Origin of the sequence: Arenimonas terrae, assembly GCF_006265115.1 — a bacterium.
GTDB lineage: Bacteria > Pseudomonadota > Gammaproteobacteria > Xanthomonadales > Xanthomonadaceae > Arenimonas > Arenimonas terrae.
Map to the genome: position 1 here is coordinate 103,988 of NZ_SMDR01000005.1, position 24,751 is coordinate 128,738.

21 protein-coding genes and 1 pseudogene are annotated in these 24,751 nt (G+C 70.5%); 8 read left to right on the forward strand and 14 right to left on the reverse strand.

Annotated elements, in window-relative coordinates:
• Positions 1-200: 200 nt before the first annotated feature.
• The 3 genes from E1B00_RS15125 to E1B00_RS15135 are packed head-to-tail and all read left to right on the forward strand — an operon-like array spanning position 201 to position 5,925.
• Positions 201-2,567 (forward strand): TonB-dependent receptor, encoded by a 2,367-nt coding sequence (locus E1B00_RS15125; RefSeq protein WP_139450337.1) that lies wholly within the window; start codon positions 201-203, stop codon positions 2,565-2,567.
• Positions 2,568-2,615: 48 nt separating this feature from the next.
• Positions 2,616-3,305, forward strand: coding sequence for a Fe2+-dependent dioxygenase (locus E1B00_RS15130; protein WP_139450339.1), 690 nt, complete (start codon positions 2,616-2,618; stop codon positions 3,303-3,305).
• 10 nt (positions 3,306-3,315) lie between these two features.
• Positions 3,316-5,925, forward strand: a complete 2,610-nt coding sequence (locus E1B00_RS15135; RefSeq protein ID WP_139450341.1) for a PepSY domain-containing protein — start codon at positions 3,316-3,318, stop codon at positions 5,923-5,925.
• Positions 5,926-6,047: 122 nt separating this feature from the next.
• Here the strand turns inward: E1B00_RS15135 and glyS are convergent, their stop codons facing one another.
• Positions 6,048-8,135 (reverse strand): glycine--tRNA ligase subunit beta, encoded by a 2,088-nt coding sequence (gene glyS, locus E1B00_RS15140; protein WP_139450343.1) that lies wholly within the window; start codon positions 8,133-8,135, stop codon positions 6,048-6,050.
• Positions 8,128-9,039 (reverse strand): glycine--tRNA ligase subunit alpha, encoded by a 912-nt coding sequence (gene glyQ, locus E1B00_RS15145; protein ID WP_139450345.1) that lies wholly within the window; start codon positions 9,037-9,039, stop codon positions 8,128-8,130. Before glyQ ends, glyS begins: the two co-directional genes overlap by 8 nt.
• Before the next feature lie 68 nt (positions 9,040-9,107).
• Between glyQ and E1B00_RS15150 the strand changes: the two genes are divergently transcribed.
• Together E1B00_RS15150 and E1B00_RS15155 are read left to right on the forward strand one after the other, a co-directional pair.
• The gene (locus E1B00_RS15150; RefSeq protein ID WP_139450347.1) at positions 9,108-9,842 is read left to right on the forward strand and encodes a glutamine amidotransferase; all 735 of its coding nucleotides are present in this window, start codon (positions 9,108-9,110) and stop codon (positions 9,840-9,842) included.
• Positions 9,839-10,744, forward strand: coding sequence for a hypothetical protein (locus E1B00_RS15155; protein ID WP_139450349.1), 906 nt, complete (start codon positions 9,839-9,841; stop codon positions 10,742-10,744). The genes E1B00_RS15150 and E1B00_RS15155 overlap by 4 nt, the downstream gene beginning before the upstream one ends.
• On the opposite strand, the gene E1B00_RS15160 is transcribed toward E1B00_RS15155, so the two are convergent.
• The 5 genes from E1B00_RS15160 to E1B00_RS15180 form a co-directional block, all read right to left on the reverse strand.
• Complete coding sequence (locus E1B00_RS15160; protein ID WP_139450351.1) at positions 10,745-11,440, reverse strand: RDD family protein; 696 nt, start codon at positions 11,438-11,440, stop codon at positions 10,745-10,747.
• 4 nt (positions 11,441-11,444) lie between these two features.
• Positions 11,445-12,149: a twin-arginine translocase subunit TatC gene (gene tatC / locus E1B00_RS15165; RefSeq protein WP_139450462.1), complete on the reverse strand. Its 705-nt coding sequence runs from the start codon at positions 12,147-12,149 to the stop codon at positions 11,445-11,447.
• A 32-nt stretch (positions 12,150-12,181) separates the two neighbouring features.
• Positions 12,182-12,625: a Sec-independent protein translocase protein TatB gene (gene tatB, locus E1B00_RS15170; RefSeq protein WP_139450353.1), complete on the reverse strand. Its 444-nt coding sequence runs from the start codon at positions 12,623-12,625 to the stop codon at positions 12,182-12,184.
• A 30-nt stretch (positions 12,626-12,655) separates the two neighbouring features.
• A complete protein-coding gene (gene tatA / locus E1B00_RS15175; protein ID WP_139450355.1) occupies positions 12,656-12,883 on the reverse strand; it encodes a Sec-independent protein translocase subunit TatA in 228 nt (75 codons plus the stop codon).
• 68 nt (positions 12,884-12,951) lie between these two features.
• On the reverse strand, positions 12,952-13,635 hold the full coding sequence (locus E1B00_RS15180; RefSeq protein ID WP_139450357.1) for a lipid-binding SYLF domain-containing protein: 684 nt from the start codon (positions 13,633-13,635) through the stop codon (positions 12,952-12,954).
• A gap of 116 nt (positions 13,636-13,751) precedes the next feature.
• On the opposite strand from E1B00_RS15180, the gene hemH reads away from it, so the two are divergent.
• Positions 13,752-14,762 carry a ferrochelatase gene (gene hemH, locus E1B00_RS15185; protein ID WP_139450359.1) on the forward strand — a complete coding sequence of 337 codons (1,011 nt, stop codon included), beginning with the start codon at positions 13,752-13,754 and terminating at the stop codon, positions 14,760-14,762.
• The gene (locus tag E1B00_RS15190) at positions 14,762-15,610 is read left to right on the forward strand and encodes an alpha/beta fold hydrolase (protein WP_139450361.1); all 849 of its coding nucleotides are present in this window, start codon (positions 14,762-14,764) and stop codon (positions 15,608-15,610) included. Before hemH ends, E1B00_RS15190 begins: the two co-directional genes overlap by 1 nt.
• A gap of 9 nt (positions 15,611-15,619) precedes the next feature.
• On the opposite strand, the gene E1B00_RS15195 is transcribed toward E1B00_RS15190, so the two are convergent.
• The 4 genes from E1B00_RS15195 to ttcA form a co-directional block, all read right to left on the reverse strand.
• Complete coding sequence (locus tag E1B00_RS15195) at positions 15,620-16,135, reverse strand: hypothetical protein (RefSeq protein ID WP_139450363.1); 516 nt, start codon at positions 16,133-16,135, stop codon at positions 15,620-15,622.
• A 39-nt stretch (positions 16,136-16,174) separates the two neighbouring features.
• A complete protein-coding gene (locus E1B00_RS15200) occupies positions 16,175-16,939 on the reverse strand; it encodes a M48 family metallopeptidase (RefSeq protein WP_139450365.1) in 765 nt (254 codons plus the stop codon).
• Between the two features lie 82 nt (positions 16,940-17,021).
• Complete coding sequence (locus E1B00_RS15205; protein ID WP_139450367.1) at positions 17,022-17,933, reverse strand: recombination-associated protein RdgC; 912 nt, start codon at positions 17,931-17,933, stop codon at positions 17,022-17,024.
• Positions 17,934-18,041: 108 nt separating this feature from the next.
• Positions 18,042-18,908: a tRNA 2-thiocytidine(32) synthetase TtcA gene (ttcA, locus tag E1B00_RS15210; RefSeq protein WP_139450369.1), complete on the reverse strand. Its 867-nt coding sequence runs from the start codon at positions 18,906-18,908 to the stop codon at positions 18,042-18,044.
• A 146-nt stretch (positions 18,909-19,054) separates the two neighbouring features.
• On the opposite strand from ttcA, the gene E1B00_RS15215 reads away from it, so the two are divergent.
• Positions 19,055-19,261, forward strand: coding sequence for a YdcH family protein (locus E1B00_RS15215; protein ID WP_139450371.1), 207 nt, complete (start codon positions 19,055-19,057; stop codon positions 19,259-19,261).
• Positions 19,262-19,284: 23 nt separating this feature from the next.
• Here E1B00_RS15215 and plsB read toward each other — a convergent pair.
• The 3 genes and pseudogenes from plsB to E1B00_RS15235 all read right to left on the reverse strand — a co-directional run bounded on the left by plsB (position 19,285) and on the right by E1B00_RS15235 (position 24,718).
• Positions 19,285-21,946 (reverse strand): annotated as a pseudogene (plsB, locus tag E1B00_RS15220) (glycerol-3-phosphate 1-O-acyltransferase PlsB).
• Positions 21,947-23,070: 1,124 nt separating this feature from the next.
• On the reverse strand, positions 23,071-23,772 hold the full coding sequence (pyrF, locus tag E1B00_RS15230; protein ID WP_139450377.1) for an orotidine-5'-phosphate decarboxylase: 702 nt from the start codon (positions 23,770-23,772) through the stop codon (positions 23,071-23,073).
• 7 nt (positions 23,773-23,779) lie between these two features.
• Complete coding sequence (locus E1B00_RS15235) at positions 23,780-24,718, reverse strand: 5'-nucleotidase, lipoprotein e(P4) family (protein ID WP_139450379.1); 939 nt, start codon at positions 24,716-24,718, stop codon at positions 23,780-23,782.
• Between the last annotated feature and the right edge of the window lie 33 nt (positions 24,719-24,751).

Genomic DNA, 24,751 nt, shown 5'->3' on the forward strand with positions numbered 1-24,751 from the left:
TGGTGTTGCCGATCAGGCCGGCAGGCCGGCCCGGCCCGGCGTTGACCGCGGGCCGCGCCCCGGCGTGCGGGTGCGCCGACGCTCGACCCCAGGCCCGGGAATCCCGCCCCCTCTTGCGCCCGGAGGCTTGTGCAAATAAGATTGATTCGCATTAGCTAGCCGGATCGGCCAAGCTACCGACCCTCAGGGAAGAACTCCGCATGTCCATCGCCTCTCCGACGGCCCGCCGCCTGCCGGCGCCCCGCCTCGTTTCGCTTGCCATCGCCTCGGCCCTCGCCGCCGCCGTCCTGCCGGCCGCCGCCGCGCCCAGCGCGGACCTCTATGCCGAAGCCGGCATGGCGCCGGATGGCGCCGCCGACGCGACCCGCCTGGACGGCATCGAGGTCACCGGCGAGCGCGTGGACAAGCCGGCCTCGCCGAAATACACCGAGGCGCTGATCGACACGCCGCAGACGATCACCGTGGTGAACAAGGCCACGATGGACCAGCAGGGCCTGCTGAGCCTGCGCGACGTGCTGACCACCCTGCCGGGCATCACCTTCGGCGCGGGCGAGGGCGGTGGCGGTTACGGCGACAGCATCAACCTGCGCGGCTTCAGCGCCAACACCGACATCACCGTGGACGGCGTGCGCGACAGCGCCCAGTACAGCCGCACCGACAACTTCAACCTCGAAGCGCTGGAGCTGGTGAACGGCGCCAACTCGGTGTATTCGGGCGCCGGTTCGGTCGGCGGCAACATCAACCTGGTCAGCAAGGCCGCGTCGCTGGAGGAGTTCAGCATGCTCACCGTCGGCGCCGGCACCGACGGCTATGGCCGCATCACCGCCGACAGCAGCCAGGTGATCGGCGAGCAGACCGCGCTGCGCCTGAACGCGATGGTGCACCAGAACGACGTGCCGGGCCGCGACTTCGAGAAGTTCGAACGCTGGGGCTTCGCGCCCTCGCTGGGCCTGGCCCTGGATTCGGATACCCGCTTCACGCTCAGCGCTTACATCCAGCGCGACGACAACGTGCCGCAGTACGGCGTGCCCTACTTCCCGGCCTACGGCGGCCTGCTGCCCGGCGCCGACGTCGAGGGCTACTACGGCTACCACAACCTCGACCGCCAGGAGATCGAAAACGACACGATCACCGGCGTGTTCGAACACGACTTCAATCAAAACGTGAGCCTGCGCAGCCTGCTGCGCTACCAGCGCGTCGAGCAGACCACCGTGGTCGACGCCGTGCAGGGCACCTGGTGCCTGGACAGCGGCATCAACCCGGCCACGGGCGCCGCTTGCGCCGCGCCCGGTACCTACCAGCCCAGCGGCCCGCGCGGCCTGCAGCGCGACACCGAAAACGGCATGGCGACCAGCCAGACCGACCTCACCGCGCGCTTCGGCACCGGCGGCATCGAACACGCGATGGTGGTCGGCATGCAGTTCACCCGCGAGACCTTCGACCTCGACACCGGCAGCCTGCTGCGCAACCTCGACGGCACCCTGGTGCCGCTGCCGGTGATGGACCTGTCGGACCCGGATTCGCTGTGGACCGGCCCGGTCAACTACACGCTCACCGGCCGCAGTGAGGGGGAGCTGAGCAACTCTGCAGTCTATGTGTTCGACACGCTGAAGTTCAGCGAACAGTGGATGCTGAACCTGGGCGCGCGCTACGAGCGCAACGAAGGCAGCAACGGCAGCTGGACCGTCGTGGCCGCACCGGCGCTGGGCCAGCCGGCCATCCCCGGCATCGGCACCATCACCGGCAAGGGCCCGACCTTCACCAACGATGAAAACCTGTTCTCCTACCGCGCCGGCGTGGTGTTCAAGCCGGCCGAGAACGGCAGCGTCTACCTGAGCTACGCCAACAGCAAGACGCCGTCCAAGACCTCGGTCAACGGCAGCTGCACCGCGCTCACCTGCAACGTCGAGCCCGAGTCGGCGGTCAACATCGAGCTGGGCACGAAGTGGGACCTGGTCGACCAGCGCCTCGCGCTGACCGCGGCGGTCTTCCGCAACGACCGCGAAAACTACAAGGTCGCCGACTTCGACCCGGTCTCGGGCGTGGCGATCGAACAGACCCTGGACGGCGAGGCGCGCGTTGACGGCATTTCGGTCGGCGTCGCCGGCAACCTCACCGACGCCTGGTCGATCTTCGCCAACGCGACCTTCCTCGACAGCGAAATCCTGCAGTCGGTATCCGACCATTGCCTGGCGAACCCGGGTGCGCCCGGCTGCACCAACACGCCCGCCAATCCGGACCCGGAGGCCGGCCGTCGCATCGTCAACACCCCCGAGAAGTCCGCCAACCTCTGGACCACCTATGCCTTCGCGCCGCAGTGGACCGTCGGTTACGGCATCACCTACCAGGGCAGCTTCGACGGCGGTCGCGTGGCCAACGTCCCGGATGTGAAGGGCTTCACCACCCACCGCGCGATGGTGGCCTGGAAGATCAACGAGCAGCTGGCGCTGCAGCTCAACGCCAACAACCTGTTCGACAAGCAGTACTTCACCCGCGTGCGCAACAACGGCTGGGCCACGCCGGGCGAGGCGCGTTCGCTGGTGCTCAGCGCCACCTACCAGTTCTGACCGATCCAAGGCACGCCCGCCGCGCGGCGGGCCCACCCGGAGCCGCCAATGCTGCTGCACGTACCGAACGTCCTCAATGCGGAACAGGTGGCGGAGTTCCGGCAGCGGCTCGCCGGCGCCGGCTGGGCCGACGGCAAGCTGACCGCGGGCTACCAGTCGGCCCAGGCCAAGGACAACGCGCAGCTGCCGGACAACGACCCGGTGGCGCGCGAACTCGGCGGCCGGGTGCTCGATGCGCTCGGCCGCAGCCCGCTGTTCTTCAGCGCGGCGCTGCCGCGGCGAATTTATCCGCCGCTGTTCAACCGCTACGCCGGCGGGCAGTCCTTCGGTTTCCACGTCGACAACGCCATCCGCTACGAGCGCGGCGCCAACGGCGCCCAGGTGCCGGTGCGCACCGACGTCTCGTCCACGCTCTTCCTCAGCGCGCCCGAGGAATACGAGGGCGGCGAACTGGTCATCCAGGACACCTACGGCACCCAGCGCGTGAAATTGGCCGCCGGCGACCTGGTCCTGTACCCGGGCACCAGCCTGCACCAGGTGACGCCGGTGACCCGCGGCGAGCGCATCGCCTGCTTCTTCTGGACCCAGAGCCTGGTGCGCGACGCCGGCCAGCGCCGCGAACTGTTCGAACTCGACCTCGCCATCCAGCGCCTCACCGTCGCCGCGCCGGGCAATCCCGCGCTGGTGCAGCTGACCGGCGTCTACCACAACCTGCTGCGCCGCTGGTCGGACGCCTGAGCCCGGTCCCATGTTCAAGAACCTGATCTTCCAGCTGCACTGGCTGCTGGGCATCACCGCGGGCGTGGTGCTGGCGGTGGTCGGCGTCACCGGCGCGATGCTGTCCTTCGAACACGACCTGCTCAAGGCGATGAACCCCGGCGTGATGACGGTGGCGCCGCAAGCGCAGGCGCTGACGCCGGCCGAACTGCTGGCGCGCATCGCCACCGCCGCGCCCGGCAAGACGATCCAGTCGCTCAGCCTCGCCGGCGATCCGGAAGAAAGCGCGCGCGTGGGTTTCGCCCCAGCCCCCGACGCCAAACCCGGCCCCGGCGGCCGCGTGCGCGGCGAAACCCGTTACGTGAACCCGTACACCGGCGAACTGCTCGGCCAGCCCGTGGGCGAAGACTTCTTCCGATTCACGATGCAGATCCACCGCTGGCTGGCGATGGATGCGGTGGGCAAGCAGATTGTCGGCGCGTCCACGCTGGCGCTGATCTATTTCTGCCTCTCCGGCCTCTACCTGCGCTGGCCGCGCAAGTGGCTGGACTGGCGCGCCTGGCTCCGCCTGGACTGGGCGCAGAAGGGCCGCAGTTTCCTGTGGCACCTGCATTCGGTGGTCGGCACCTGGGTGCTGGTGGCCTATCTGGTGATGGCGCTGACCGGCCTGTTCTGGTCCTACGACTGGTACCGCAACGGGCTGTACACGATCACCGGCACGCCGGTGCCGGCGCAGCGTGGTGGGCCGGGCGCGGGAGCGCCGCCGCGCGACGGCGGGCAGCGCGCGGGCATGGGGCGCGAGGCAGGCGGGCAGGGAGAGCGCCGCGCGGTGGAAGCGACGGCCACAGCGCTCGATGTCGCCGCGGCCTTCGCCGCTTTCGCGGCGGTGGTGCCGGAGTATTCGAGCCTCACCCTGCGCCTGCCGGGCGGGCCGGGGCAGCCGGTCGAATTCGTCTATCAGGATCCCGATCCCGCGCACGAGCGCGCGAACAACCGGCTGGTGCTCGAGCCGGGCACGTGGGCGATCACCGCGCACGAACGCTATGACGGCAAACCCTTTGGCCAGAAGATCATGGCCAGCATCTTCCCGCTGCACAGCGGCGCCTTCTTCGGCCTGACGGGCCTGGTGCTGTTCATGCTCGCCAGCCTGGCGATGCCGCTGTTCGCGATCACCGGCTGGATGCTCTACCTCGACCGCCGCCGCAAGAAGCGCGCGGCGCGCGAAGCGGCCGCCGCGCTGGCGCCGGCCACCTCCGAGAAGGACCAGGTGCTGGTCGCCTTCGCCAGCCAGACCGGCACCGCCGAACGCCTGGCCTGGCAGACCGCCGCGAGCCTGCAGGCCGGCGGCCTGGGCGCGCGCGTGCTGCCGCTGGCCGCGCTGGATGCCGCGACGCTGGCGAAAACCCCGCGCCTGCTGGTCGTCGCCAGCACCTTCGGCGAAGGCGAGCCGCCGGACGCGCTGCGCGGTTTCGCGCGCCGCGTGCTCGGCGCGCCCGCGACGCTGGGTGGCCTGCAGTACGGCCTGCTGGCCCTGGGCGACCGCAGCTACGAACACTACTGCGGCTTCGGCCACGCGCTCGAGCACTGGCTGCGGCACCACGGCGCCACGCCGCTGTTCGACACCGTCGAAGTGGACAACGGCGACGCCGGTGCGCTGCGCCACTGGCAGCACCATCTGTCCGTGCTCGCCGGCCACGCCGACCTTCCCGACTGGAGCGCGCCGCGCTATCAGGCCTGGCCGCTGCTGGCGCGCGAGCACCTCAATCCGGGCAGCCCGGGCGGCGAGGTCTACCGGCTGGCGCTGCAGCCACCGGCGGATGCCGACTGGCGCGCCGGCGATATCGTCGAAGTCGGTCCGCGCAACGCCGAAACCGACGTCGCCGCGCTGCTGCTGGCCAGCGGCCACCTGGCCTCCGCCGCCGTGCAGTGGCAGGGCGACACCACCACGCTCGGCGCCGCCCTCGCCGCCTCGCGGCTGCCGGACGCCGGTGCCGCCCGCGCGCTCGACGCGCAGGCGCTGGCCGATACGCTGGAGCCGCTGCCGCATCGCGAATATTCGATCGCCTCGCTGCCCGCCGACGGCCGCCTGGAGCTGCTGGTGCGGCGCCTGTTCCGCCCCGACGGCCGCCTGGGCCTGGGTTCGGCCTGGCTGACCCGCGACGCCCGGCTCGGTGCGCCGGTCGCCGTGCGCGTGCGCAGCAATCCCGGGTTCCACGCGCCAGCCGATGCGCGCCCGCTGGTCCTGGTCGGCAACGGCACCGGCATCGCCGGCCTGCGCGCGCTGCTGCGCGCCCGCATCGCCGCCGGCCATCGCCGCAACTGGCTGCTGTTCGGCGAGCGCTGCCGCGACCACGATGCCTACTTCGGCGACGAGATCGCCTCGGCGCAGGCCCAGGGTTTCCTCGCGCACGTGGACTACGCGTTCTCGCGCGACCAGCCCGAGCGCATCTACGTGCAGCAGCGCCTGCGCGAACAGGCGGCGCGCCTGCGCGAGTGGATGCAGCAGGGCGCGGCGATCTACGTCTGCGGCAGCCTGCAGGGCATGGCGCCCGGGGTGGAGGCGGTGCTGGTCGAGGTGCTGGGTGCCGAAGCGGTGGAGCAGCTGGCTGAAAGCGGGCGGTACCGGCGCGACGTGTACTGAGCGGAGAAAGTAGTGGGTGGAGCGAGGAAGTAGGAAGTAGAGAGAGGCGAAGTGCGGCTCTTCCCTACTTCCTACTTCCTCGCTTCACTTCTACTTCCTATTTTTTCCGTTTCCCACCCAACTCAGCTGGCCGACAGCTGCTCCACCGCCGCCACCGCCGCGAACCGGTCCGCGACCTGCTTGAGCAGGGCCAGGCGGTTGTCGCGCAGGGCCGCGTCGTCGGCCATCACCATCGTGCGCTCGAAGAAGTTGTCGACCGGGCCCTGCAGCTGGGCCAGGCGCTTGAGCGTGCCGACGTAGTCGCGTTTGGCCAGCAGCGGGTCGGTGTCGACGAGCGCGGTCGCCAGCGCGCCGTGCAGCGACTGCTCGGCGGGTTCGACCAGCTTCGACGCGTCGACCGAGGCCGGGATCGCCGTCTCGACCTTCTTGAGGATGTTGCGGATGCGCTTGTTGGCCGCGGCCAGCGAGCTGGCCTCGCGCAGTTTGGCGAACTCGGCGATCGCCTTCAGGCGGCGGTCGAAGTCGAGCAGCGAGGCCGGGCGCACGTCGGCGACGGCGTCGAACTGCACGGACGGCACCCCCTGGTCGGCGTAGTAGCCGCGCAGGCGGTCGAGGATGAATTCCTGCAGCTCGGCCGTATCCAGCGTCAGCCCGGCCGGCAGAGACTTGGCGGCGGCGTCGAGCAGCACAACCAGGTCCAGGTCCAGCCCCGCCTCGATGATCGTGCGCGCCAGGCCCAGCGCATTGCGCCGCAGTGCGAACGGGTCCTTGTTGCCGGTCGGCTTGAGGCCCGCGGCGAAGCCGCCGGCCAGCGTGTCCAGGCGCTCGGCGATGGCCAGCACCTGGCCCAGCTTCGAGGGCGCGATCGCGTCGCCGGCGAAACGCGGCTGGTAGGCCTCGTCGATGGCGGCGGCGACGTCGGCCGGCTGCTTGGCGGCCGCGGCGTAGTAGCGCCCGGCGATGCCCTGCAGTTCCGGGAACTCGTTGACCATGCGGCTCTGCAGGTCGGCCTTGCCCAGCAGCGCGGCAACCCGCGCATGGTCGGCGTTGGCGCCGGCCTTGAGCGCGACGATCTCGGCCAGGTGCGCCACGCGCGCGGCCTTGTCGGCGACGCTGCCCAGCTTGGCCTGGTAGGTCACCGTCTTCAGGCCCTCGGCCATCGAAGCCAGGCCCTGCTTGAGATCTTCGTCGAAGAAGAACTGCGCGTCGGCGAACCGCGGGCGGATGACCCGCTCGTAACCGAGGCGGATCTGCGCCGGGTCCTTGCTCTCGAGGTTGGCGATGCCGATGAACTTCTCGCTGAGCTTGCCGTCGGTGTCGAGCACCGGGAAGAACTTCTGGTTGCTCTCCATGGTCGAGATCAGCGCTTCCTGCGGCACGCGCAGGAAACCGGCCTCGAAGCTGCACAGGATGGCCTTGGGCCATTCGACCAGGCAGTTCACTTCCTCCAGCAGTTCGGGCAGTACCCGCGCGGTGCCGCCGGCCTCGCGCGCGGCGGCGGCGATCTCGGCGCGGACGCGCTCGCGGCGCTCGCGCGGGTCGGCCAGCACCTTGGCCTCGCGCAGCGCCTGCAGGTATTCGCCGGCCTCGTTGAGCCACACGCCCTTGTCGTGGTGGAAACGGTGGCCGCGGCTCATGCGGTCGGCCTTCAGGCCCAGCACTTCGGCCTTGGCGGCCTCGCGGCCGAACAGGATCACCAGCCAGTGCGCCGGCCGCACGAAGGCGATGTCGCGATTGCCCCAGCGCATCGGCTTGGGAATCGGCAGGCCCTTGACCGCTTCGTTGACGATCTCGCCCAGCAGGTCGATCGTGGCCGCGCCCGGCCGCGAGCTGCGCGCGACGAAGCGCATGCCCTTGGCGTCGGTGACGCGCTCGAGCTTCTGCCAGTCCAGGCCGCTCTTCTGCGCGAAGCCGAGCAGGGCCGGGGTCGGGTTGCCGCTCGCATCCAGGCCGATGTTGAGGTACGGCCCCAGCACTTCGCTGTGCTGCACGGGCTGTTGCACGGCCACAGCCGGCAGGAAGCTCGCCAGGCGGCGCGGCGTGTACAGCGCGCGTGCGGGCTGGTCGCCGGCGTCGGCCTTCACTTCGATGCGGCGCGCGGCCAGGGCCTTGAGCACGCCGTCGTGGAAGGCCTGCGCGAGCTCGGGCAGGGCCTTGGGCGGCAGCTCCTCGGTGCCGAGCTCGATCAGCAGGGGCAGGAAATCAGCCATTCGCGGCCTCCGTGGTCTTCTTCAGGCCCGGGAAACCGAGCTTCTCGCGCTGGGCGTAATAGGCTTCGGCGACCGCGCGCGAGAGGTTGCGCACGCGCAGGATGTAGCGCTGGCGTTCGGTCACGCTGATCGCGCGGCGGGCGTCGAGCAGGTTGAAGCTGTGGCTGGCCTTGCAGACCTGGTCGTAGGCTGGCAGCGGCAGGCCGAGCTCGACGAGCTTGAGCGCTTCCTTCTCGCAGGCATCGAAGCGGTGGAAGAGTTCGGTCACGTCGGCGTGTTCGAAGTTGTAGGTGCTCTGCTCGACTTCGTTCTGGTGGTAGACGTCGCGGTAGGTCACGTCGCCGTGCGGGCCGCGGGTCCAGACCAGGTCGAAGACGTTGTCCACGTTCTGCAGGTACATGCAGAGACGTTCCAAACCATAGGTGATCTCGCCGGTCACCGGCCGGCACTCCAGGCCGCCGGCCTGCTGGAAATAGGTGAACTGGGTGACTTCCATGCCGTTGAGCCAGACTTCCCAGCCCAGGCCCCAGGCGCCCAGCGTCGGCGATTCCCAGTTGTCCTCGACGAAACGCAGGTCGTGCACCAGCGGGTCGATGCCCAGCGCCTTCAGCGAGCCGATGTAGAGCTCGAGGATGTTGTCGGGGTTGGGCTTGAGCACCACCTGGTACTGGTAGTAGCGCTGCAGGCGGTTCGGGTTTTCGCCGTAGCGGCCGTCGGTGGGGCGGCGGCAGGGCTGCACGTAGGCGGCGTTCCAGGGCTCGGGCCCGAGCGCGCGCAGGAAGGTGGCGGGGTGGAAGGTGCCGGCGCCGACCTCGAGGTCGAGCGGCTGGATCAGGACGCAGCCCTGGTCGGCCCAGTACTGGTTGAGCCGGAGGATCAGTTCCTGGAAGGTCGGTGCGGTCATCGCCGTTTCGCCATGTCCAAAGCGGGCTAGTATAGCCGCGGCCCGCATCCCCGCTGCTTCTGCACCCGATGAATCCCTTCCTGATCCTCGAGACCGGCACCCCCATCCCCAGCCTGCGCCGCCACGGCAGCTTCGGGCACTGGATCCGGGTCGCTGCCGGCCTGCACGGGCGCCAGGTGCGCCAGGTCTGGGTCGCCGACGGTGAGCCGCTGCCGGATGCGGGCGATTACGCCGGCGTGCTGGTCACCGGTTCGGGCGCCATGGTCACCGAGCGCGCCGACTGGAGCGAGCGTTGCGCCGACTGGCTGCGCGCCGCCGCCGAGGCCGGGCGCCCGCTGTTCGGCATCTGCTACGGCCACCAGCTGATCGCGCACGCGCTCGGTGGCACCGTCGACTACAACCCGCGCGGCCGCGAGATGGGCACCGTGCCGGTGAAGCTGCGCGAACCGGCGGGCCAGGACCCGCTCTTCGCCGGCCTGCCCACGCAGATCTCCGCCCAGACCACGCACCTGCAGACCGTGCTGGCGCCGCCGCCGAAGGCGCAGGTGCTGGCGCATTCCGAGCGCGACGACTGCCAGGCCTTCCGCTGGGGCGAGGCGGTCTGGGGCGTGCAGTTCCACCCCGAATTCAGCACCGGCATGATGCGCGGCTACATCCAGGCGCGCTCCGACGCGCTGGCCAAAGAGGGCACCTGCCACCGCGGGCTGCTCGGCGCGGTGAAACCCGCACCCAGGGCGCGGCAGGTGCTGCGCCGTTTCATCCACCTGGCGCATCGACGCGCCCGTTCCGGGGACAAGGCATGACCGCAAAGACCGTAAGCATGGGCGCACCCTTCCGCTGGCTGATGAAGTCGCTCGACATCGGCCGCCGCCAGCCGGGGGCGCTGTTCGGCGGTTTCCTGCTGCTGCTCCTGGTCGGGCTGATCCCGTCCCTGGTGCAGATGGGCGTGCAGCTGGGCCTGAACCCGTCGCCGCCGGTGATGCTGGCCGTCTACGCCGTGGTGATGCTGGCCGGCCTGGTGCTGATGCCGCCGCTGATGGCCGGCGGCCTGCGCCTGATCCACGCCTGTGAAACCGGCCAGCCGGCCCGCGCCACCGACGTGTTCGCCGTGTTCGGCGACCGCCCGGCCGCGCTGCGCGTGATCCTGACCGCGGTGCTGCTGATGGTGATCTACCTCGCCGTCTTCGTCGGCCTGATCCTGATGCCGGGCGGCAACTATTTCGGCGAGCTTATGCAGGTGGCGATGACCACGCCGCCGGGCGAGCAGCCGGACATGTCGGCGCTGCCGCCGGTGCCTTCGGGCCTGCTGCTGTGGCTGCTGCTGGCGATGTTCGCGGTCGTGGTGGTCGGCAACGGCTACATGCTCGCCATGGTCCAGGCCGCGCTCGGCGGCCGCGGCCCGGTCGGCGCGACCGGCGACGGCTTCCTGGCGACCTTCAAGAACCTGCTGCCGCTGCTGGGCTTCGTGATCGTGGCGACCATCGTCGGCTTCGTGGTGATGATGATCGTGGCCGTGGTGCTGGTGCTGGTGGTCGGCCTGCTGGCGGCGCTCAGCCCGGTGCTGGGCGTGGCGATCGCGATCCCGGTCTACCTGGCCATCGTGCTGGTGTTCTACGTGGTCTCGTTCGCGTTCTACTACCACGCGTGGCGCGAGATCTTCGGGGAACCGGTGGCGCCGCAGAGCGCCGACGCGATCGCGGCCTGATCAGGGCAGGCCGCCCTCCGCGACTTCCCAGAGCAGCTGCGCGTAGCGCAGCCCGATGAAGCCCACCGTGGCCGCGAAGGCGGCGGCCTGGGCGTACAGCCACCGCCGCGCCCCGCGCGGCATCGCCGGCGCCGCTCCCGGGGCGAGTTCGACCCGGGTGCCGGCGAGGTAGTCGTGCAGGGCGCGCTTGCCCGGCGTCCAGGCCGCCATCGCGTGGCCCAGGTTGAGCAGCAACCAGGACGGCGCGCCCGCGAGGAAACGCAGCATCACGCGGCCCAGGCCCGGCCGCACGCCGTCCCGGTCGGTCACGCGCAGGCCAAAGGCGCGCTTGCCGGGGCTGGCCTGCCAGGGCGAGGCTTCGCCCGCGATGAACCAGACCGCCGCGAGGCCGCAGAACACGGCCAGCGTCTGCAGCGTCAGCACGGTGCCGGAAAGCACCAGGGACTCCATGCCGGCGCGCAGCACCGGATCGGCCGCCCATTGGTTCGCCAGCGCCAGCGGACTGGTGTCGGGATGCGCCAGGCTCGCATCGAACATCTCCCACAGCCGCCACTGCAGCCGCTCCAGGCCGGCGTCGAGTTCATCGGCGCCGGCGGCCAGTCGCGACCACAGCAGGGGCAGGGCGAGCAGGGCCAGCAGGGCGATGTCCAGGCTGTAGGCCGCGTAGCGGCGCCAGAAGCCGGCCGGCGGATTCATGCGCTCAGTCGGCGGCGGGTTTGGGCCGCAGCAGCGAGCCGGCGAGGATGCCCAGCTCGTAGAGCAGGCACATCGGGATCGCCAGCAGCAGCTGCGAGACCACGTCGGGCGGCGTGATGATGGCCGCCAGGATGAACACGCCGACGACGACGTAACCGCGCGCCTCGCGCAGCTGGGCCGGCGTCACCACGCCCAGCAGCACCAGCACGACCACCGCGACCGGCAGCTCGAAGCTCAGGCCGAAGGCCAGGAAGATCACCAGCACGAAGTCCAGGTACTTGGTGATGTCGGTCATCATCGCCACGCCCTCGGGGGTCACCGCGGCGAGGAAGCCGAACACGGTCGGCAGCACCAGGAACCAGGCGAAGGCGCAGCCGATGTAGAACAGCGCCACCGCCGCCACCAGCAGCGGCTTGGCCAGGCGCTTCTCGTGCTGGTACAGGCCCGGCGCGACGAAGGCCCAGGCCTGGTACAGCAGCACCGGCATCGCCAGCAGCACGGCGGCGAAGAAGGCCAGCTTGACCGGGGTGAAGAAGGGCGAGGCGACGTCGATGGCGACCAGCTGGCCGCCGGCCGGCAGCTTCGACAGCAGCGGCGCGGCGAACTGCGCGTACAGGCGGTTGGCGAAGGGCAGCATCGCGACGAAGACGACCAGCACCGCGATCACCGCCTTGAGCAGGCGCGAGCGCAGCTCCAGCAGGTGGCCCATCAGCGATTCTTCGGGCTGGCCGGGGCGGGTACTCACGGCGGCGTCGTGCCCTGGGGCGGGCGCGGGTCGGCGGGGGCGTCCGGCGCCGCGTCATCGGGCGTCAGTTCGAACGGCGGCGGGGTGTCCGGCGCGGCGGCCGGCGCATCCTGCGCCGCGGGCGGCAGGTCCTGCACGGCGGTGGCGGCGTCGTGGTCGGCGCGCACGCGGGTTTCGACGTCGCGCATCGAATCGCCGAAGTCCCGGCCGACGCCCTCGACTTCCCGGCGCAGGTCCTGCACCGGATTGCCGAGGCTGCGCTTCATCTCGTCGGCGGCCATCTCGCGCTCGAACTCGGACTTCACCGAATACCACTGCGCGCGCGCCTTGCGCACCCACAGCCCGGCGAAACGCGCGGCCTTGGGCAGGCGCTCGGGGCCGAGCACCAGCAGGGCGACCACCGCGATCACCAGCAGTTCGCTGAATCCGATGTCGAACATGGGGACTGCCGCTCCCGGCCGGGGCCGGGCTCAGGAATCCTTACGCTGGCTGTCCTGGCTCTTGTCGCCGGCGCCGGTCTCGTCACGGCGCTCGCTGCCGATCTGCGACGGCGGCTCGTCCTTGCCCTTGAGGCCTTCCTTGAAGCCCTGGATGCCTTCGCCCAGGTCCTTGCCCACGCCCTTGAGCTTCTTGGTGCCGAAGATCAACACCACCACCACCAGGACGATGAGCCAATGCCAGATGCTGAAACTGCCCATGTGCGCGCTTCCCGCTCAGGTTTGAATGGGCGAAGGATAGCGCAGCCGGACCCCGGCCGCCCTGGCCATCAGTCCTGGGGAACGGTGTTCTCTTCCAGGCGGTCGCGGAAGTCCACCACCGGGCTGGAGGGCGGGTCCACGCGGCCCTCGAAGATCTGCCGGGGCGTGGTGTTGCGGCCGTAAACGGCGGCATTGGCCTTGTGGTTGATGCGCAGGACCGTGCCGTCCAGGGCGACGCCGGCGAACAGGCCGCGGGCGCGGGAATAGCTGTAGATCTCGGCCTTGAGCTGCTCGTCGGTGCTGGCCTGGGCGCTGCGGCCGACCGGGCCGGCGGCGACGCTGGCGTCGGCGCCCAGGGTGAACTTGCCGTTGACGATGTTCTCGACGCCGCGCGGGCTGCGGAACACCAGGATGATGTCGGCCGACTGCACGCCGGCCTGGAAGCCGATGCTGCCGCCGCCGAGCTTGACGAAGCTGGGGTTGGACCAGGTGCCGTCCGGGCTGCGCACCGAGATCAGGCCCGTGCCGCCGCGGCCGCCGAGCACCAGGCCGGCCTTGACCACGTCCGGGAACACGGCGATGGCGTGGGCCTCGGAGAACATCTTTTCCGGCACCGCGGTTTCCGGGATGCGCATGATCTCGCCCAGCACGCGGGCGGCGTCGGCGGCCTTGGCGTCTTCCTTCTCGCCGGCGAGGGCGGACAGGGGCAGGACGAGCAGCAGGGCCAGGGCGGCGGCGAAATGACGGGTCATGGAAGTCTCCGGGTGGCGCGACGGGTCGAGTATGGTCGCCGGGCATGAACCGGGCGTGAGCCGCGCCTTCATTCCGGCGATGATAGTTTGAGCCCAGCACACATGGACAGTTCCGCATGAGCCCGACCTTCCGCGATGCCCCCGTCCACGCCGGACCCGGCCACACCGCCGTGCTGCTGGTCAACCTGGGCACGCCCGACGAAGCGACCCCGGCGGCGGTGCGGCGCTACCTGGGCGAGTTCCTGCACGACCACCGCGTGGTCGAACTGTCGCGCTGGCTGTGGTGCCCGATCCTGCACGGCGTGATCCTGCCGCTGCGTTCGGGCAAGGTCGCGCGCAACTACGCCTCGATCTGGACGCCGGAAGGTTCGCCGCTGCTGGCGTATTCGAAGAAACTGGCCGCGGCGATGCAGCACGCGCTGCCGGACCTGCCGGTGCGGCTGGCCATGCGCTATGGCAACCCGTCGGTGCCGTCGGTGCTGCGCGCGCTGGAGGCCGAGGGAATGACCCGGCTGCTGGTGCTGCCGCTGTACCCGCAGTATTCGGCCAGCACCAGCGCTTCGGTGCTGGACGCGGTGGCGCAGGAGATCGCCACCTGGCGGCGCGTGCCCGATCTGCGTTTCGTCGCCGACTACCACGACGACGCCGGCTGGCTGGACGCGGTCGAAGCGCGCATCCGTGCGCACTGGGACCTGCATGGCCGCGGCGACCGGCTGCTGTTTTCCTTCCACGGCCTGCCGCAGCGTTTCGAGAGAGCCGGTGATCCCTATCCGCGCCAGTGCGAGGCCGGCGCGCGCGCCCTGGCCGCGCGCCTGGGCCTGGCCGACGGCGAATGGCTGCTGACCTACCAGTCGCGCTTCGGCCGGGAGAAGTGGCTGGAGCCCGCGACCGACAAGACGCTGGAACAGCTGGCCCGCGAGGGCGTGAAAACCGTGGACGTGGTCTGCCCCGGCTTCGCGGTGGACTGCCTGGAGACGCTGGAGGAGATCGCCGTGCAGAACGCCGAGATCTTCCGCCACGCCGGCGGCGGCGAGCTGCGCTACATCGGCGCGCTCAACCACGAGCCCGGCCACGTCGCCGCCCTGGCTGCGCTGGCGCGCCGGCACCTCCAGGGCTGGCCGCACTGATGCCGCTGCGCGAGGTCCGCCTGGGCACCGCCCGCGGCGAACTGGCGGCGCTGCGCGGCGGCACGCCCGGCGGGCCGAAGCTGCTCTGCCTGCACGGCTGGCTCGACAACGCCGCGAGTTTCCTGCCGCTGGCGCCGCACCTGGCCGGGTTCGACCTGGTGGCCCTGGACCTGCCCGGCCACGGCGCCTCGGAACACCGCGCGCCCGGCTACGACTACGCCTTCGTCGACTGGGTGCACGACGCGCTGGACGCGATGGACGCGCTGGGCTGGGACCGCGCCGACTGGCTGGGGCATTCGATGGGCGGCGCGATCGCGTCCTCGGTCGCGGCCGCGGCGCCCGCGCGGGTGCGGCGCCTGGCCCTGATCGAAGCGCTCGGGCCGGTGGCTGCCGATGCGCAGGGCGCGGGCTCCCGCCTGCGCGACGCCGTCGCGGCACGGCGCGCGCTCGCCGCCCGGCCGCCGCGCGTGATTCCGGACCTCGATACCGCGGTGGCGGCGCGCCTGGCCGCCAGCCGCATGACGCCGGAGGCCGCGCGCCTGATCGTCGAGCGCAACCTTCGGCGCGTCGAGGGCGGTTACGCCTGGCGCAGCGATCCGCGCCTGACCCTGCCCAGCCACCTGCGCCTGACCGAAGACACCGTGCAGGCGATCCTGCGTGGCATCGAGGCGCCGGTGCTGGTGATCGCCGCCGATCCGTCGCCGCCATATTTCACGCCCGCGGTGCGCGCGGCCCGCCTGGCCTGCCTGGCCGATGCCCGGGTCGAGGTGATCGCCGGCGGCCATCACCTGCACATGGAGCAGGCCGGACGCGTGGCGGCGCCGCTGCTGGATTTCCTGCGCGGCTGAAACCGCCGCTCAGGGCGCCTGCAGGCTCAGCGACACCGTGGTCTGGCCCTCAGGGTCGGGGCGCAGGTTCACCAGCATGCCGCGCCGGGCCTTCTCGAAGCCCAGGGCGGCGCCTTCCGGGCCCTGCATGGACATGGTCTCGCGCCAGCCATGCTGCGACTGGCCGGCCTTGTAGTGTTCGACCAGGTCGGCCACCGGCTCCGGGCTGCGCAGCACCAGGGACTGCGACGGGCCCATGCGCATCACCGAGACCACGGTGTAGTCCCCGGGCAGCACCACGTCCGGCGGGAAGTCCGCCGGCAACGGCACGTTTTCGCCGGTGGTGTGCTGCAGGCGGCCTTCGTCGGTGCGCATTTCCAGCGTGTGCTTGCCGTCGGTGCTCTGGACCTCGGCCCTGGCGGCATCGGCCTGGGCCTCGAGGGCCTGTTCGGCCAGGGCCTCGGCGGCCGAATCCTGGGCCTTGCCGCAGGCGCACAGCGCCGCGGACAGCAGCGCGGCAACCAGCAGGAAGCGGGGGAAGGACATGGGGGACTCCGGAGCGGACGGGCCCCGGTCGCGGACCCTTCAGCCAATCAAACGGGACAGCCGGGCCTTCAAGGCCAGCCCTTCGCCGCGCAGATAGTCCCGTTCGTCGCGCCAGTCCGGCCAGCGCGCCTCGACCTCGCGCCAGAAGCGGCGCGAGTGGTCGGCATGGATCAGGTGGCAGAGCTCGTGCACCAGCACATATTCGAAGGCGCTGGGCCGGCCCAGCACCAGGGACAGGTCCAGGGACAGCGCGTCGCCGGGGCTCAGCGACCCCCAGAGCGAGGACAGCGGCCGCAGCTTGAAGGTGCTGGGCGGCCGCGGCAGGCCCGGAAGGTATTTCGGCATCCACGCGCCCAGGTCCTGGCGTGCCTGGCCGAGGTAGAACTCGCGCAGCGCGGCGCGGGCCTGGGCGTCGCCGGCGCGTTCGGGCAGCTGCAGCACCACGCCGCCGTCGCCGAGTTCGGCGCGGGCGTAGCGGCCGTCGCGCCAGTGCACCGGCAGTTCGGCGCCGCGCAGCGGCAGGGTCTCGGTGCTGCCGCGTGCGAACGGCGGGATCGTCGCGGCCGGTTGTTTTGCCAGCTGTCCGGCCAACCAGTCGCGGTGTTCGTCCAGGAAGGCCAGGGCCAGCTTCTGCGAGGCGGCGCGCGGCAGGGTCAGGCGCGCGCCCTTCTCCGACACGATCAGGCGCAGGCGGCGGGCGCGCGGGTCGCGCACCCAGCGCACCGGCACCTCGCTGCCGTCGGCCAGCACCAGCGGCCGGATCTCGGACGCGGGTGGTGCGGGGCGGAGGAGGCGCAGGAACATGGCGTGACTCTAGCGCGAGTGCGCGCGCCGCCCCAGTGGACCAAGGTCGGAACCGGCCGGGGCCGCGCGTCCCGGGGTCGCCTCAGGCCTCGGCGGCGCTGAACTTCAGGACCGGCTCAAGCACCGCGAACAGGCGCTTGAGTTCGCCGGCCATCAGCGCGTAGCGGGCGTCGAGTTCGGCGTGCAGGCCGTCCTGGTCGGTGTTCTCGAGCTGGTCGACGGCGCCGTCGAGGAACTTGAGCTTGCGCACCACCAGGTCCTCGCCGAGCACGAAGCTGACGTGGTCGTCCAGGATCAGGGCGAGCTTGCTGACCTGCTTGCCGGATTCCAGGTGCTTCTTGATCTCGTCGCAGAGCAGCTCCTGGCGCTGGCACTTCACCACCGCGCCGCCGTCGATCGGGTCCTTGAGCTCGCATTCGTCGCCCAGCACCAGGCCTGAAGGCAGCGGTTCGCCGGCGATCCAGCCGGTGAGCACGCCGCGCGCCGAGGTTTCGGCGTTCAGCGGCAGCGCCGGGAAACTGCCCAGGGCGTGGCGCAGTTCGGAGACGACGTTTTCGGCCGACTTGCGCGAGCTGGCGTCCACGGCGATGAAGCCATGCTGCAGGTCGAGCGTGGCGCCGGTGCGCGTGGGCCGCACGAAGGCGCGCGGCAGCAGCTCCATCACCAGGTCTTCCTTCAGGCGCTTGCGGGCGCGGCCGCCGAGCTTGCGGCCTTCCTTCTCCTCGAGCGCGGCGATGCGCTTGCCCAGCTCCTCGTTGACCACGGCGCCGGGCAGCAGGCGGTCTTCGCCGCCCAGCACGACCCAGATGGCGTCGCCGACGCGGTGGCTCATCGTGGCGTCGTCGCGGCCGAAGGGCGAGATGAAGCCGCGCGACATCAGCTCGGACGGACCGACCGGCTTGAGCTTGCACTCTTCCAGGCGGGCGTCGAGTTCATCGAAGGCTTTGGCGAGGGACGTGGGAAAGCGGAAAAACGTCAGGTTGCGAAAGAACATCAAGTTTCCAGAAAAAGGTGAAGATCGAATCCGGGGTCAGAGTGCATTTATCTTCTTTCCGGCCCCGGCCAAAGAGCGCGGAAGATAAACGCACTCTGACCCCGGAGTTCAGTCGGTGGGGTCGCCGGCGAGCCAGGCGTGGGCGTCGGGCAGCGGCGCATCGCCGCGGCGGCCGAGGGCGGCGAAGTCGAACAGCGAGGCGTCGGCCAGCTGCGAGGGTCGCACATCGGCCAGGGATTTGGCGATGGTGTCGATGCGGCCCGGGTGGTCCTTCTCCCATTGCGCCATCATTTTTCCGACCTGCTTGCGCTGCAGGTTCTCCTGCGAGCCGCAGAGCGTGCAGGGGATGATCGGGAACCGTTTCCACTCGGCGTATTCGGCGATGTCGGCCTCGCGCACGGTGGCCAGCGGGCGGATCACCAGGTGCTCGCCGTCGTCGCTGAGCAGCTTGGGCGGCATGGTCGCGAGTTTGGCGTGGAAGAACAGGTTCATGAAGAAGGTCGCCACCAGGTCGTCGCGGTGGTGGCCGAGCGCGATCTTGGTGAAGCCGTGGTCCTTGGCGTGCTGGTACAGCGCGCCGCGGCGCAGGCGCGAGCACAGCGAGCACATGGTCTTGCCCTCGGGCACCACGCGCTTGACCACCGAATAGGTGTCCTGCTCGAGGATCGTGTACGGCACGCCGAGCGAGGCCAGGTAGTCGGGCAGCACGTGTTCGGGGAAGCCCGGCTGCTTCTGATCCAGGTTCACCGCCACCAGCTCGAAGCGCACCGGCGCCTTCTTCTGCAGTTGCAGCAGGATGTCGAGCAGGGTGTAGCTGTCCTTGCCGCCGGACAGGCAGACCATCACCTTGTCGCCGTCCTCGATCATCCCGTAGTCGGCGATCGCCTGGCCGACCTGGCGGCGCAGCCGCTTGGCCAGCTTGTGGCGTTCGTGCGCCTGTTTGCGCGGGACGGGGTCTTGCAGCAGCAGGGTCATCACGGGGTGCGGCGGGACAAGGGCCCCCATTTTAGGCGCATTGCCGCTCCGCTGCCGGAAGGCCGCCCCGCCCGGAACCGGCCGGACCGCAGGGCCCTCCTCCCGGGAAGGGCGTAGGCGTAAGCTTCGGACATCCGGAGGACACGATGGCCGACGAGGATCCCGCCAAGATCGCCGCCCAGCTGGTCGAGCTCAAGGTCGAACACCGCGACCTGGACGAGGCCATCAACCGCCTCGCCGCCACCATCGCGTCCGACGAGCTGGCGATCAAGCGCCTGAAGAAGCGCAAGCTCAAGATCAAGGACATGATCTCGTCGCTGGAAAGCCGCCTGATCCCCGACCTGGACGCCTGAGCGCCCAGGCCGGTCCATCCGCCTCAGTCCTTGGCCGCTTCGCGCGCCGGCGCCGCGCCGGCCCGCATCGCGGGCTGGCTGCCGGTCATTCGGCTCATCGCCTCGGGCGAGAGCTTGGCGATGGTGTGGCGCAGCTCGCGGCCCAGAACCACCTTGGCGTCCTTCTCCCAGGTGGTCAGCTGCTCGTCGAAGTCGAGCTTGCCGTCCGGGCAGATCCACACCAGCTTCATCTCGCGCAGCTTCATGATGAAGCCGCGGAACAGCGACTTGTCGAAGAACTCCGGTGCCGCCGGCGCGTACAGCAGGCTCAGGCGCTGGGCGGTGAGCTGGCACAGGGTCTCGAGCTCGCCCGAGCTGAGCGTGCGCGGGCCGTTCTTGACCAGGGTGGTGATGGCGATGAAATAGCGCTCGAAGGCCTGCTGCAGGCTGTGCGAGATCGCACGCAGGCGGTAGACCTCGTCGGTCTGGCCCGGGCCGCGCGAGATGATGCCGCCTTCTTCGTCGCTGGCGACGCTGAGCAGGCCCTCGGCCACGAACAGGTCCACAGTGGCGCCCAGGCGGTCGGCGAAACCGTCCTGGTCCCAGGGCAGGAACAGCTCTTCCTGCACGAACGGGTAGATGGTGCGGCCCAACCGCAGCAGGCCGGCGCGGCTCATGCGCCGGTTGTTCTGGAAGCACAGGGCCACCCAGCTCGCCGCCGCGAACAGGTGCAGCACGTTGTTGCGGAAGTAGCTCTGCAGCACCGCTGTCTCGCCCTCGACGCTGATCACGTCGCCCAGCGGGTGCACGGTGCGGGTCAGCACGCCGATCTTCTCGCCGTAGGCGACGATCTCGGCCGGCTCCATCGGCGTCACGGTGACGCGATCGGAATAGGGCAGGGCCGCCAGCAGCTTCTTGCTCAGCGCCAGCTGGGCCAGCAGGTCGGCCTCGGACATGGCGTGCTTGGGCGTGGACAGCAGGGCCAGGGCCAGCAGGTTCACCGGGTTCACGTCGGCGGCGCGGTTGATGTTGACCTGGATCTGCTGGGCGATGTCTTCCACCGCCGGGTTGATCCAGGTCGGCTTGTCGTCCGGGTCGGCGTTGCGCTCGCGCCAGTCCGGCGCGTGTTTCTCCAGCACCTTGTCCAGGAAGATCGGCTCGCCGAAGTTCACCGCCACCTTGCCGTAGTGCTGGCGCAGGATGCCGGCGCCGGCCTTGATCAGGGCCCAGATGGTTTCCTTTTCCTTGGGCTGGCCGGTCAGTTCGTCGAGGTAGCTCTTGCCCTCGATCAGCTTCTCGTAGCCGATGTAGACCGGCTGGAACACCACCGGCCGGCGCGGTGCGCGCAGGAAGGCCTTGATGGTCATCACGATCATGCCGCCCTTGGGCGCCAGCAGGCGGCCCGTGCGCGAGCGGCCGCCCTCGATGAAGTACTCCAGCGAAAAACCTTCGCCGACCAGCTGCGCCACGTATTCGCCCAGCACCGCGGCGTACAGCGCATTGCCCTTGATCGAGCGGCGGATGAAGAAGGCGCCGCCGCGGCGCAGGATCGGCCCGATCACCGGCATGTTGAGGTTGATGCCGGCGACGATGTGCGGCGGCACGATGCCGCGGCTGTAGAGCAGGTAGCTCAGCAGCAGGTAGTCCATGTGGCTGCGGTGGCTGGGCACGTAGATGACCTCGTGCCCGGGCGCGACCTGCTTGAGCGCGTCGAGGTGGTTGACGTCCACGCCGCCGTAGATGCGGTTCCAGAAACCGGTGAGCGCGAACGAGGCCGAGCGCACCACCGGGTTGGAATAGTCGGCGGCGATCTCCCAGGCGAAGCCGTGCGCCTTCTTCCAGGCCTCCAGGTATTCGGTGCTGTCCCGGCGTGCCTGGTCGGTGATGGCCTTGCGCACCGGCTCGGCGTCGAGCACGCGATCCACCAGCAGGCGGCGGGTCGACAGGTCGGGGCCGATCACCGCGGTCTTGATGCGGCGGAAGTGCCCGCGCAGCACGCGGCTGACCTTGCGCACCTGGCGTTCGTGCGGCAGGTCCTCGCCCAGGATCTCCCACACGCGCACGCCCGGGGAGAACTGCACCAGGGTGTCGCGGCCGTTGAGCAGGATCGCCAGCAGGCGGCGGAAGCGGCCGACCAGGGCCCAGTTTTCGGAGAACAGCACCGAGAACCAGCCCGACTGCCGGGTCGGCGCCCGGCCGACGAAGATCGACACCGGCACCAGCTGCACGTCCTGGTCCGGATACAGGCGGTGCGCCATCAGCAGGCGCGACAGGGCGTCGGAATGGTTGCGGTTCTTGGGCCGGCCGATCAGGCCGGCACGGCGCCGCGACAGCGCAACATAGGCGCGCTTGCGGCCCAGCGGATCGCCCGGCAGCGCCGCCAGCGGCGAGGGCAGGCCGGCTTCGCGGCAGGCGCGGTCGAGGATCAGCGCATTCGACAGGCCGTAGTTCTCGATCACGTAGCAGACCGGCCGGTCGAGGTTGAAGGGCGGCACCACCGGCTCGCGCTTGATCTCGATCCAGGGCTGCAGCAGTTTTTCGATGAAGCGCGCCCACAGCGGCGGGCGGTTCTTCTTGCTCGGCAGGCGGGGCGCCGGCGGCGGGGTGGCAGCGTCGTCCATGGCGGGGCTCAGCCGGCGCTGGCGGCGGTGTCGGCCGTGCCGGCGGCCGGGGCGCGGTCATCGGGTGCGGCGTCGGGGGTGGCATCGGCTTCGGCCAGCTCGGCTTCGGCCTGGCGCACGGCTTCGGCGCTGTACCAGGCGCCGTCGCGGCGCAGCATCTCCATGTCGAAGCTGATGGTCTTGTCGAGCAGCGGATAGCTGACCTTGACCCGGGCGGTGTCGCCTTCGCTGGACACCAGTTCGGCCTTCACGCCGTCCAGGGACTTGTCCATGTCCAGCCCATAGGCGCGGCCGACGTCCTTGATGCCGGCCAGGGCGATGCCGCCCTTTTCCAGGGCCGGCAGCAGCGGCAGGGCACGGGCCTGGTCCAGGGTCGGCAGGTCCAGCTTGCGGGCGGTGCGGGACAGCGCGGCGACGGCCTGGCGGGCGCGCTCGCGGTCGGTGAACAGGGCCGGCTGGGCCCAGGCCATCAGGCCGGCCACGACCTCACTGCCGTGCGCCTTCTCGGCATCGCTCAGCTCGGTGTTGGCCTGGATGGCGGCGTTGAGGAAGATCGAGGCGGTGGCCTGCATCAGCGGCCACTGGCCGCTGATCTCGGACTCGAGCTTGACCAGCTTGGGCTCCAGGTCGCGCATCAGCGCGGTCTCGGCGTCGGGGGCGGTCAGGCGCGCCATCATGTCGGCGTACTCCTGGGCGTCCTCGGCGCTGGGCGGTTCGGCTTCGGCCTGGCGGCGCTGCCACAACTCAGCGCTGCGGGCGTGCAGATCCGGCGGCAGGCTCAGGCGGGAATAGCGCACCAGGTCGTTGTCGCGCAGCGCTCCAACCAGTCCCTGCACGGCGGCGACCGGGTCGCCCGGCGCCTTGGCGGCGTCAGCGGGCTCCCGGCGGCAGGCGCCGAGGGCAAAAAGAAGGGACAGCAGGGCGAGCAGGGCCCAGGCGGGCTTGCGTGAGGTCATGCGGCAGGGTCGAGTTGGGCTGGCGCCGAATCTATCAGATCGCGTGTTTGCGGCCTGTTTGCCGGGCCCGGATGGGGCGGGCGGGGAGGCCATAAAAAACGGGAGGCCGGAGCCTCCCGCCAAATCCGGATGAACCGGAGGACTGGGTCGTCGTTGTGGATCCCGGCGGGCCGGCAGCCCGACGACGGCCGCAGCATAGGGCGGCGCCATAGTTTATGCAATACCTGAACTAACTTAAGGTAAGCCGCTGTTTTTATTGGCCTACAGCGGCCAGGATCTGGGCCTGGATGGCCTCCGCGGCGGCGGCCGGGTCGGCGGCCTGGCGGATCGGCCGGCCGACCACGACGTGGTCGGCACCGGCGGCGAAGGCCGTCGGAACGTCCACGGTGCGCTTCTGGTCGTCGGTCGCCGGACCCGCCGGCCGGATGCCGGGGCAGACGATCAGGAAGCCCGGGCCATTGGCCTGGCGCAGCGCGCCCGCCTCCTGGCCCGACGAGATCACGCCGTCGCAGCCGGCCGCGCGGGCGGCCGCGGCGCGGTCCAGCACCACCTCCGAAGGCTCACGATCGATGCCCAATTGACGAAGATCGGCCCGGTCCATCGAAGTCAGCACGGTCACCGCGAGCAGCTTTATTTCGCCTTTCTCCTGCGAAGCCGCGCGCATCATGCCGTCATGTTGCCCGTGGATGGTGCAGAACGTGACCGGGTAGCGGGCCAGCCCGCGGATCGTGTGGCCGACGGTGGCCGGCACGTCGTGGAACTTCAGGTCCACGAACACCTTCTTGCCCCGGCCGGCCAGCTCGTCCAGCACCCGGAAGTAGTCGCCGCTGGTCAGCAGCTCCATGCCGATCTTGTAGAAGCCGACCGAATCGCCCAGGCGGTCGATCCAGCTGCGGGCCTCGGCGGCGGTCGGGACGTCGAGGGCGAAGATCAGGCGGTCGCGGACGGCGGTCATCGGCGGCTCACTCGGCGTAGATCAGGGCGTCGATCTTCATCCGGCGGCGTTCGGCCGCCGGCAGGTCCCAGGCGTTGTTGAACAGCGCCGGCTCCCAGCTGCCGTAGCTGGGGTTGGGCAGCACGAACCAGCGCTCGCCGATCCAGCCTACGTAGGGCGCGATCGCCTGCTCGCGGCCTTCCTTCGTATTGACCAGGATGGTCGCCATGTCGCCGATCTGGTCGCCGAACTGCATCAGCACCCGGTGCGTGCGGCCGACGTGCTGGCGGCGGCAGCCCTTCTCCGAGCCCTGCTGTTCGCAGCCCTCGACGAAGAAGCCCAGGCCCAGGAACTGCTCGGGCCGCTCCAGCGGGAAGCCGAGCGCGCGCAGGTTCTTCAGCGTCGGCTCCTCCAGGTGGGCGGCGCGGTTGCTGACATAGAAGATGGTGACGCCGCGCGCGGCCGCGGCCTGGGCGAACTCGACGGCGCCGGGGATGGCCGTGGCCTCCTCCTCGCGGACCCAGCCGTCCCAGGTCACTTCGTCGTAGCTGCCGCCGTCGCGCACCAGGCGGGCCTGGTAGGGCGAGTTGTCGAGCACGGTCTCGTCGATGTCGACGATGACCGCCGGCGCCAGGCCGGTGGCGGGGTTGGCGCGCTCTTCCGGCACCAGGGCGTCCCAGTCCGGGGTCTTGAGCGCGCGGTCGAGCTGCAGCAGCGCGGCGCGGTAGGTCTGGCCGGCGAGCAGGCGGTATTCCAGCGAGGTCTGCATCCAGGCAACGGCATTGAGGTTGTCGTTGGCGGCCGGGCCGGACGGAACCCGCGGACCTTCGGGCGCCTTGCGCACCGGCGTGGGTTCGACTGCCGCCAGGTCCTCGTCGGAGACCGGTTCGCCGCGGGTCGGCAGCACTTGGCACGCGGCCAGGGCCAGCACGAGGGTGGAAAGGGTGAGGGTCTTGAGCGGGGTCATCGGGTTCGGTCCGTAGTCCTGAGCGGCCCAGTT

Bases quoted from the DNA above. Each gene is read 5' to 3' on its own strand.
- E1B00_RS15125 (WP_139450337.1), top strand. From the start codon at position 201: ATGTCCATCGCCTCTCCGACGGCCCGCCGCCTGCCGGCGCCCCGCCTC.
- E1B00_RS15130 (WP_139450339.1), top strand. From the start codon at position 2,616: ATGCTGCTGCACGTACCGAACGTCCTCAATGCGGAACAGGTGGCGGAG.
- E1B00_RS15135 (WP_139450341.1), top strand. From the start codon at position 3,316: ATGTTCAAGAACCTGATCTTCCAGCTGCACTGGCTGCTGGGCATCACC.
- glyS (WP_139450343.1), bottom strand. From the start codon at position 8,135: ATGGCTGATTTCCTGCCCCTGCTGATCGAGCTCGGCACCGAGGAGCTG.
- glyQ (WP_139450345.1), bottom strand. From the start codon at position 9,039: ATGACCGCACCGACCTTCCAGGAACTGATCCTCCGGCTCAACCAGTAC.
- E1B00_RS15150 (WP_139450347.1), top strand. From the start codon at position 9,108: ATGAATCCCTTCCTGATCCTCGAGACCGGCACCCCCATCCCCAGCCTG.
- E1B00_RS15155 (WP_139450349.1), top strand. From the start codon at position 9,839: ATGACCGCAAAGACCGTAAGCATGGGCGCACCCTTCCGCTGGCTGATG.
- E1B00_RS15160 (WP_139450351.1), bottom strand. From the start codon at position 11,440: ATGAATCCGCCGGCCGGCTTCTGGCGCCGCTACGCGGCCTACAGCCTG.
- tatC (WP_139450462.1), bottom strand. From the start codon at position 12,149: ATGGGCCACCTGCTGGAGCTGCGCTCGCGCCTGCTCAAGGCGGTGATC.
- tatB (WP_139450353.1), bottom strand. From the start codon at position 12,625: ATGTTCGACATCGGATTCAGCGAACTGCTGGTGATCGCGGTGGTCGCC.
- tatA (WP_139450355.1), bottom strand. From the start codon at position 12,883: ATGGGCAGTTTCAGCATCTGGCATTGGCTCATCGTCCTGGTGGTGGTG.
- E1B00_RS15180 (WP_139450357.1), bottom strand. From the start codon at position 13,635: ATGACCCGTCATTTCGCCGCCGCCCTGGCCCTGCTGCTCGTCCTGCCC.
- hemH (WP_139450359.1), top strand. From the start codon at position 13,752: ATGAGCCCGACCTTCCGCGATGCCCCCGTCCACGCCGGACCCGGCCAC.
- E1B00_RS15190 (WP_139450361.1), top strand. From the start codon at position 14,762: ATGCCGCTGCGCGAGGTCCGCCTGGGCACCGCCCGCGGCGAACTGGCG.
- E1B00_RS15195 (WP_139450363.1), bottom strand. From the start codon at position 16,135: ATGTCCTTCCCCCGCTTCCTGCTGGTTGCCGCGCTGCTGTCCGCGGCG.
- E1B00_RS15200 (WP_139450365.1), bottom strand. From the start codon at position 16,939: ATGTTCCTGCGCCTCCTCCGCCCCGCACCACCCGCGTCCGAGATCCGG.
- E1B00_RS15205 (WP_139450367.1), bottom strand. From the start codon at position 17,933: ATGTTCTTTCGCAACCTGACGTTTTTCCGCTTTCCCACGTCCCTCGCC.
- ttcA (WP_139450369.1), bottom strand. From the start codon at position 18,908: ATGACCCTGCTGCTGCAAGACCCCGTCCCGCGCAAACAGGCGCACGAA.
- E1B00_RS15215 (WP_139450371.1), top strand. From the start codon at position 19,055: ATGGCCGACGAGGATCCCGCCAAGATCGCCGCCCAGCTGGTCGAGCTC.
- pyrF (WP_139450377.1), bottom strand. From the start codon at position 23,772: ATGACCGCCGTCCGCGACCGCCTGATCTTCGCCCTCGACGTCCCGACC.
- E1B00_RS15235 (WP_139450379.1), bottom strand. From the start codon at position 24,718: ATGACCCCGCTCAAGACCCTCACCCTTTCCACCCTCGTGCTGGCCCTG.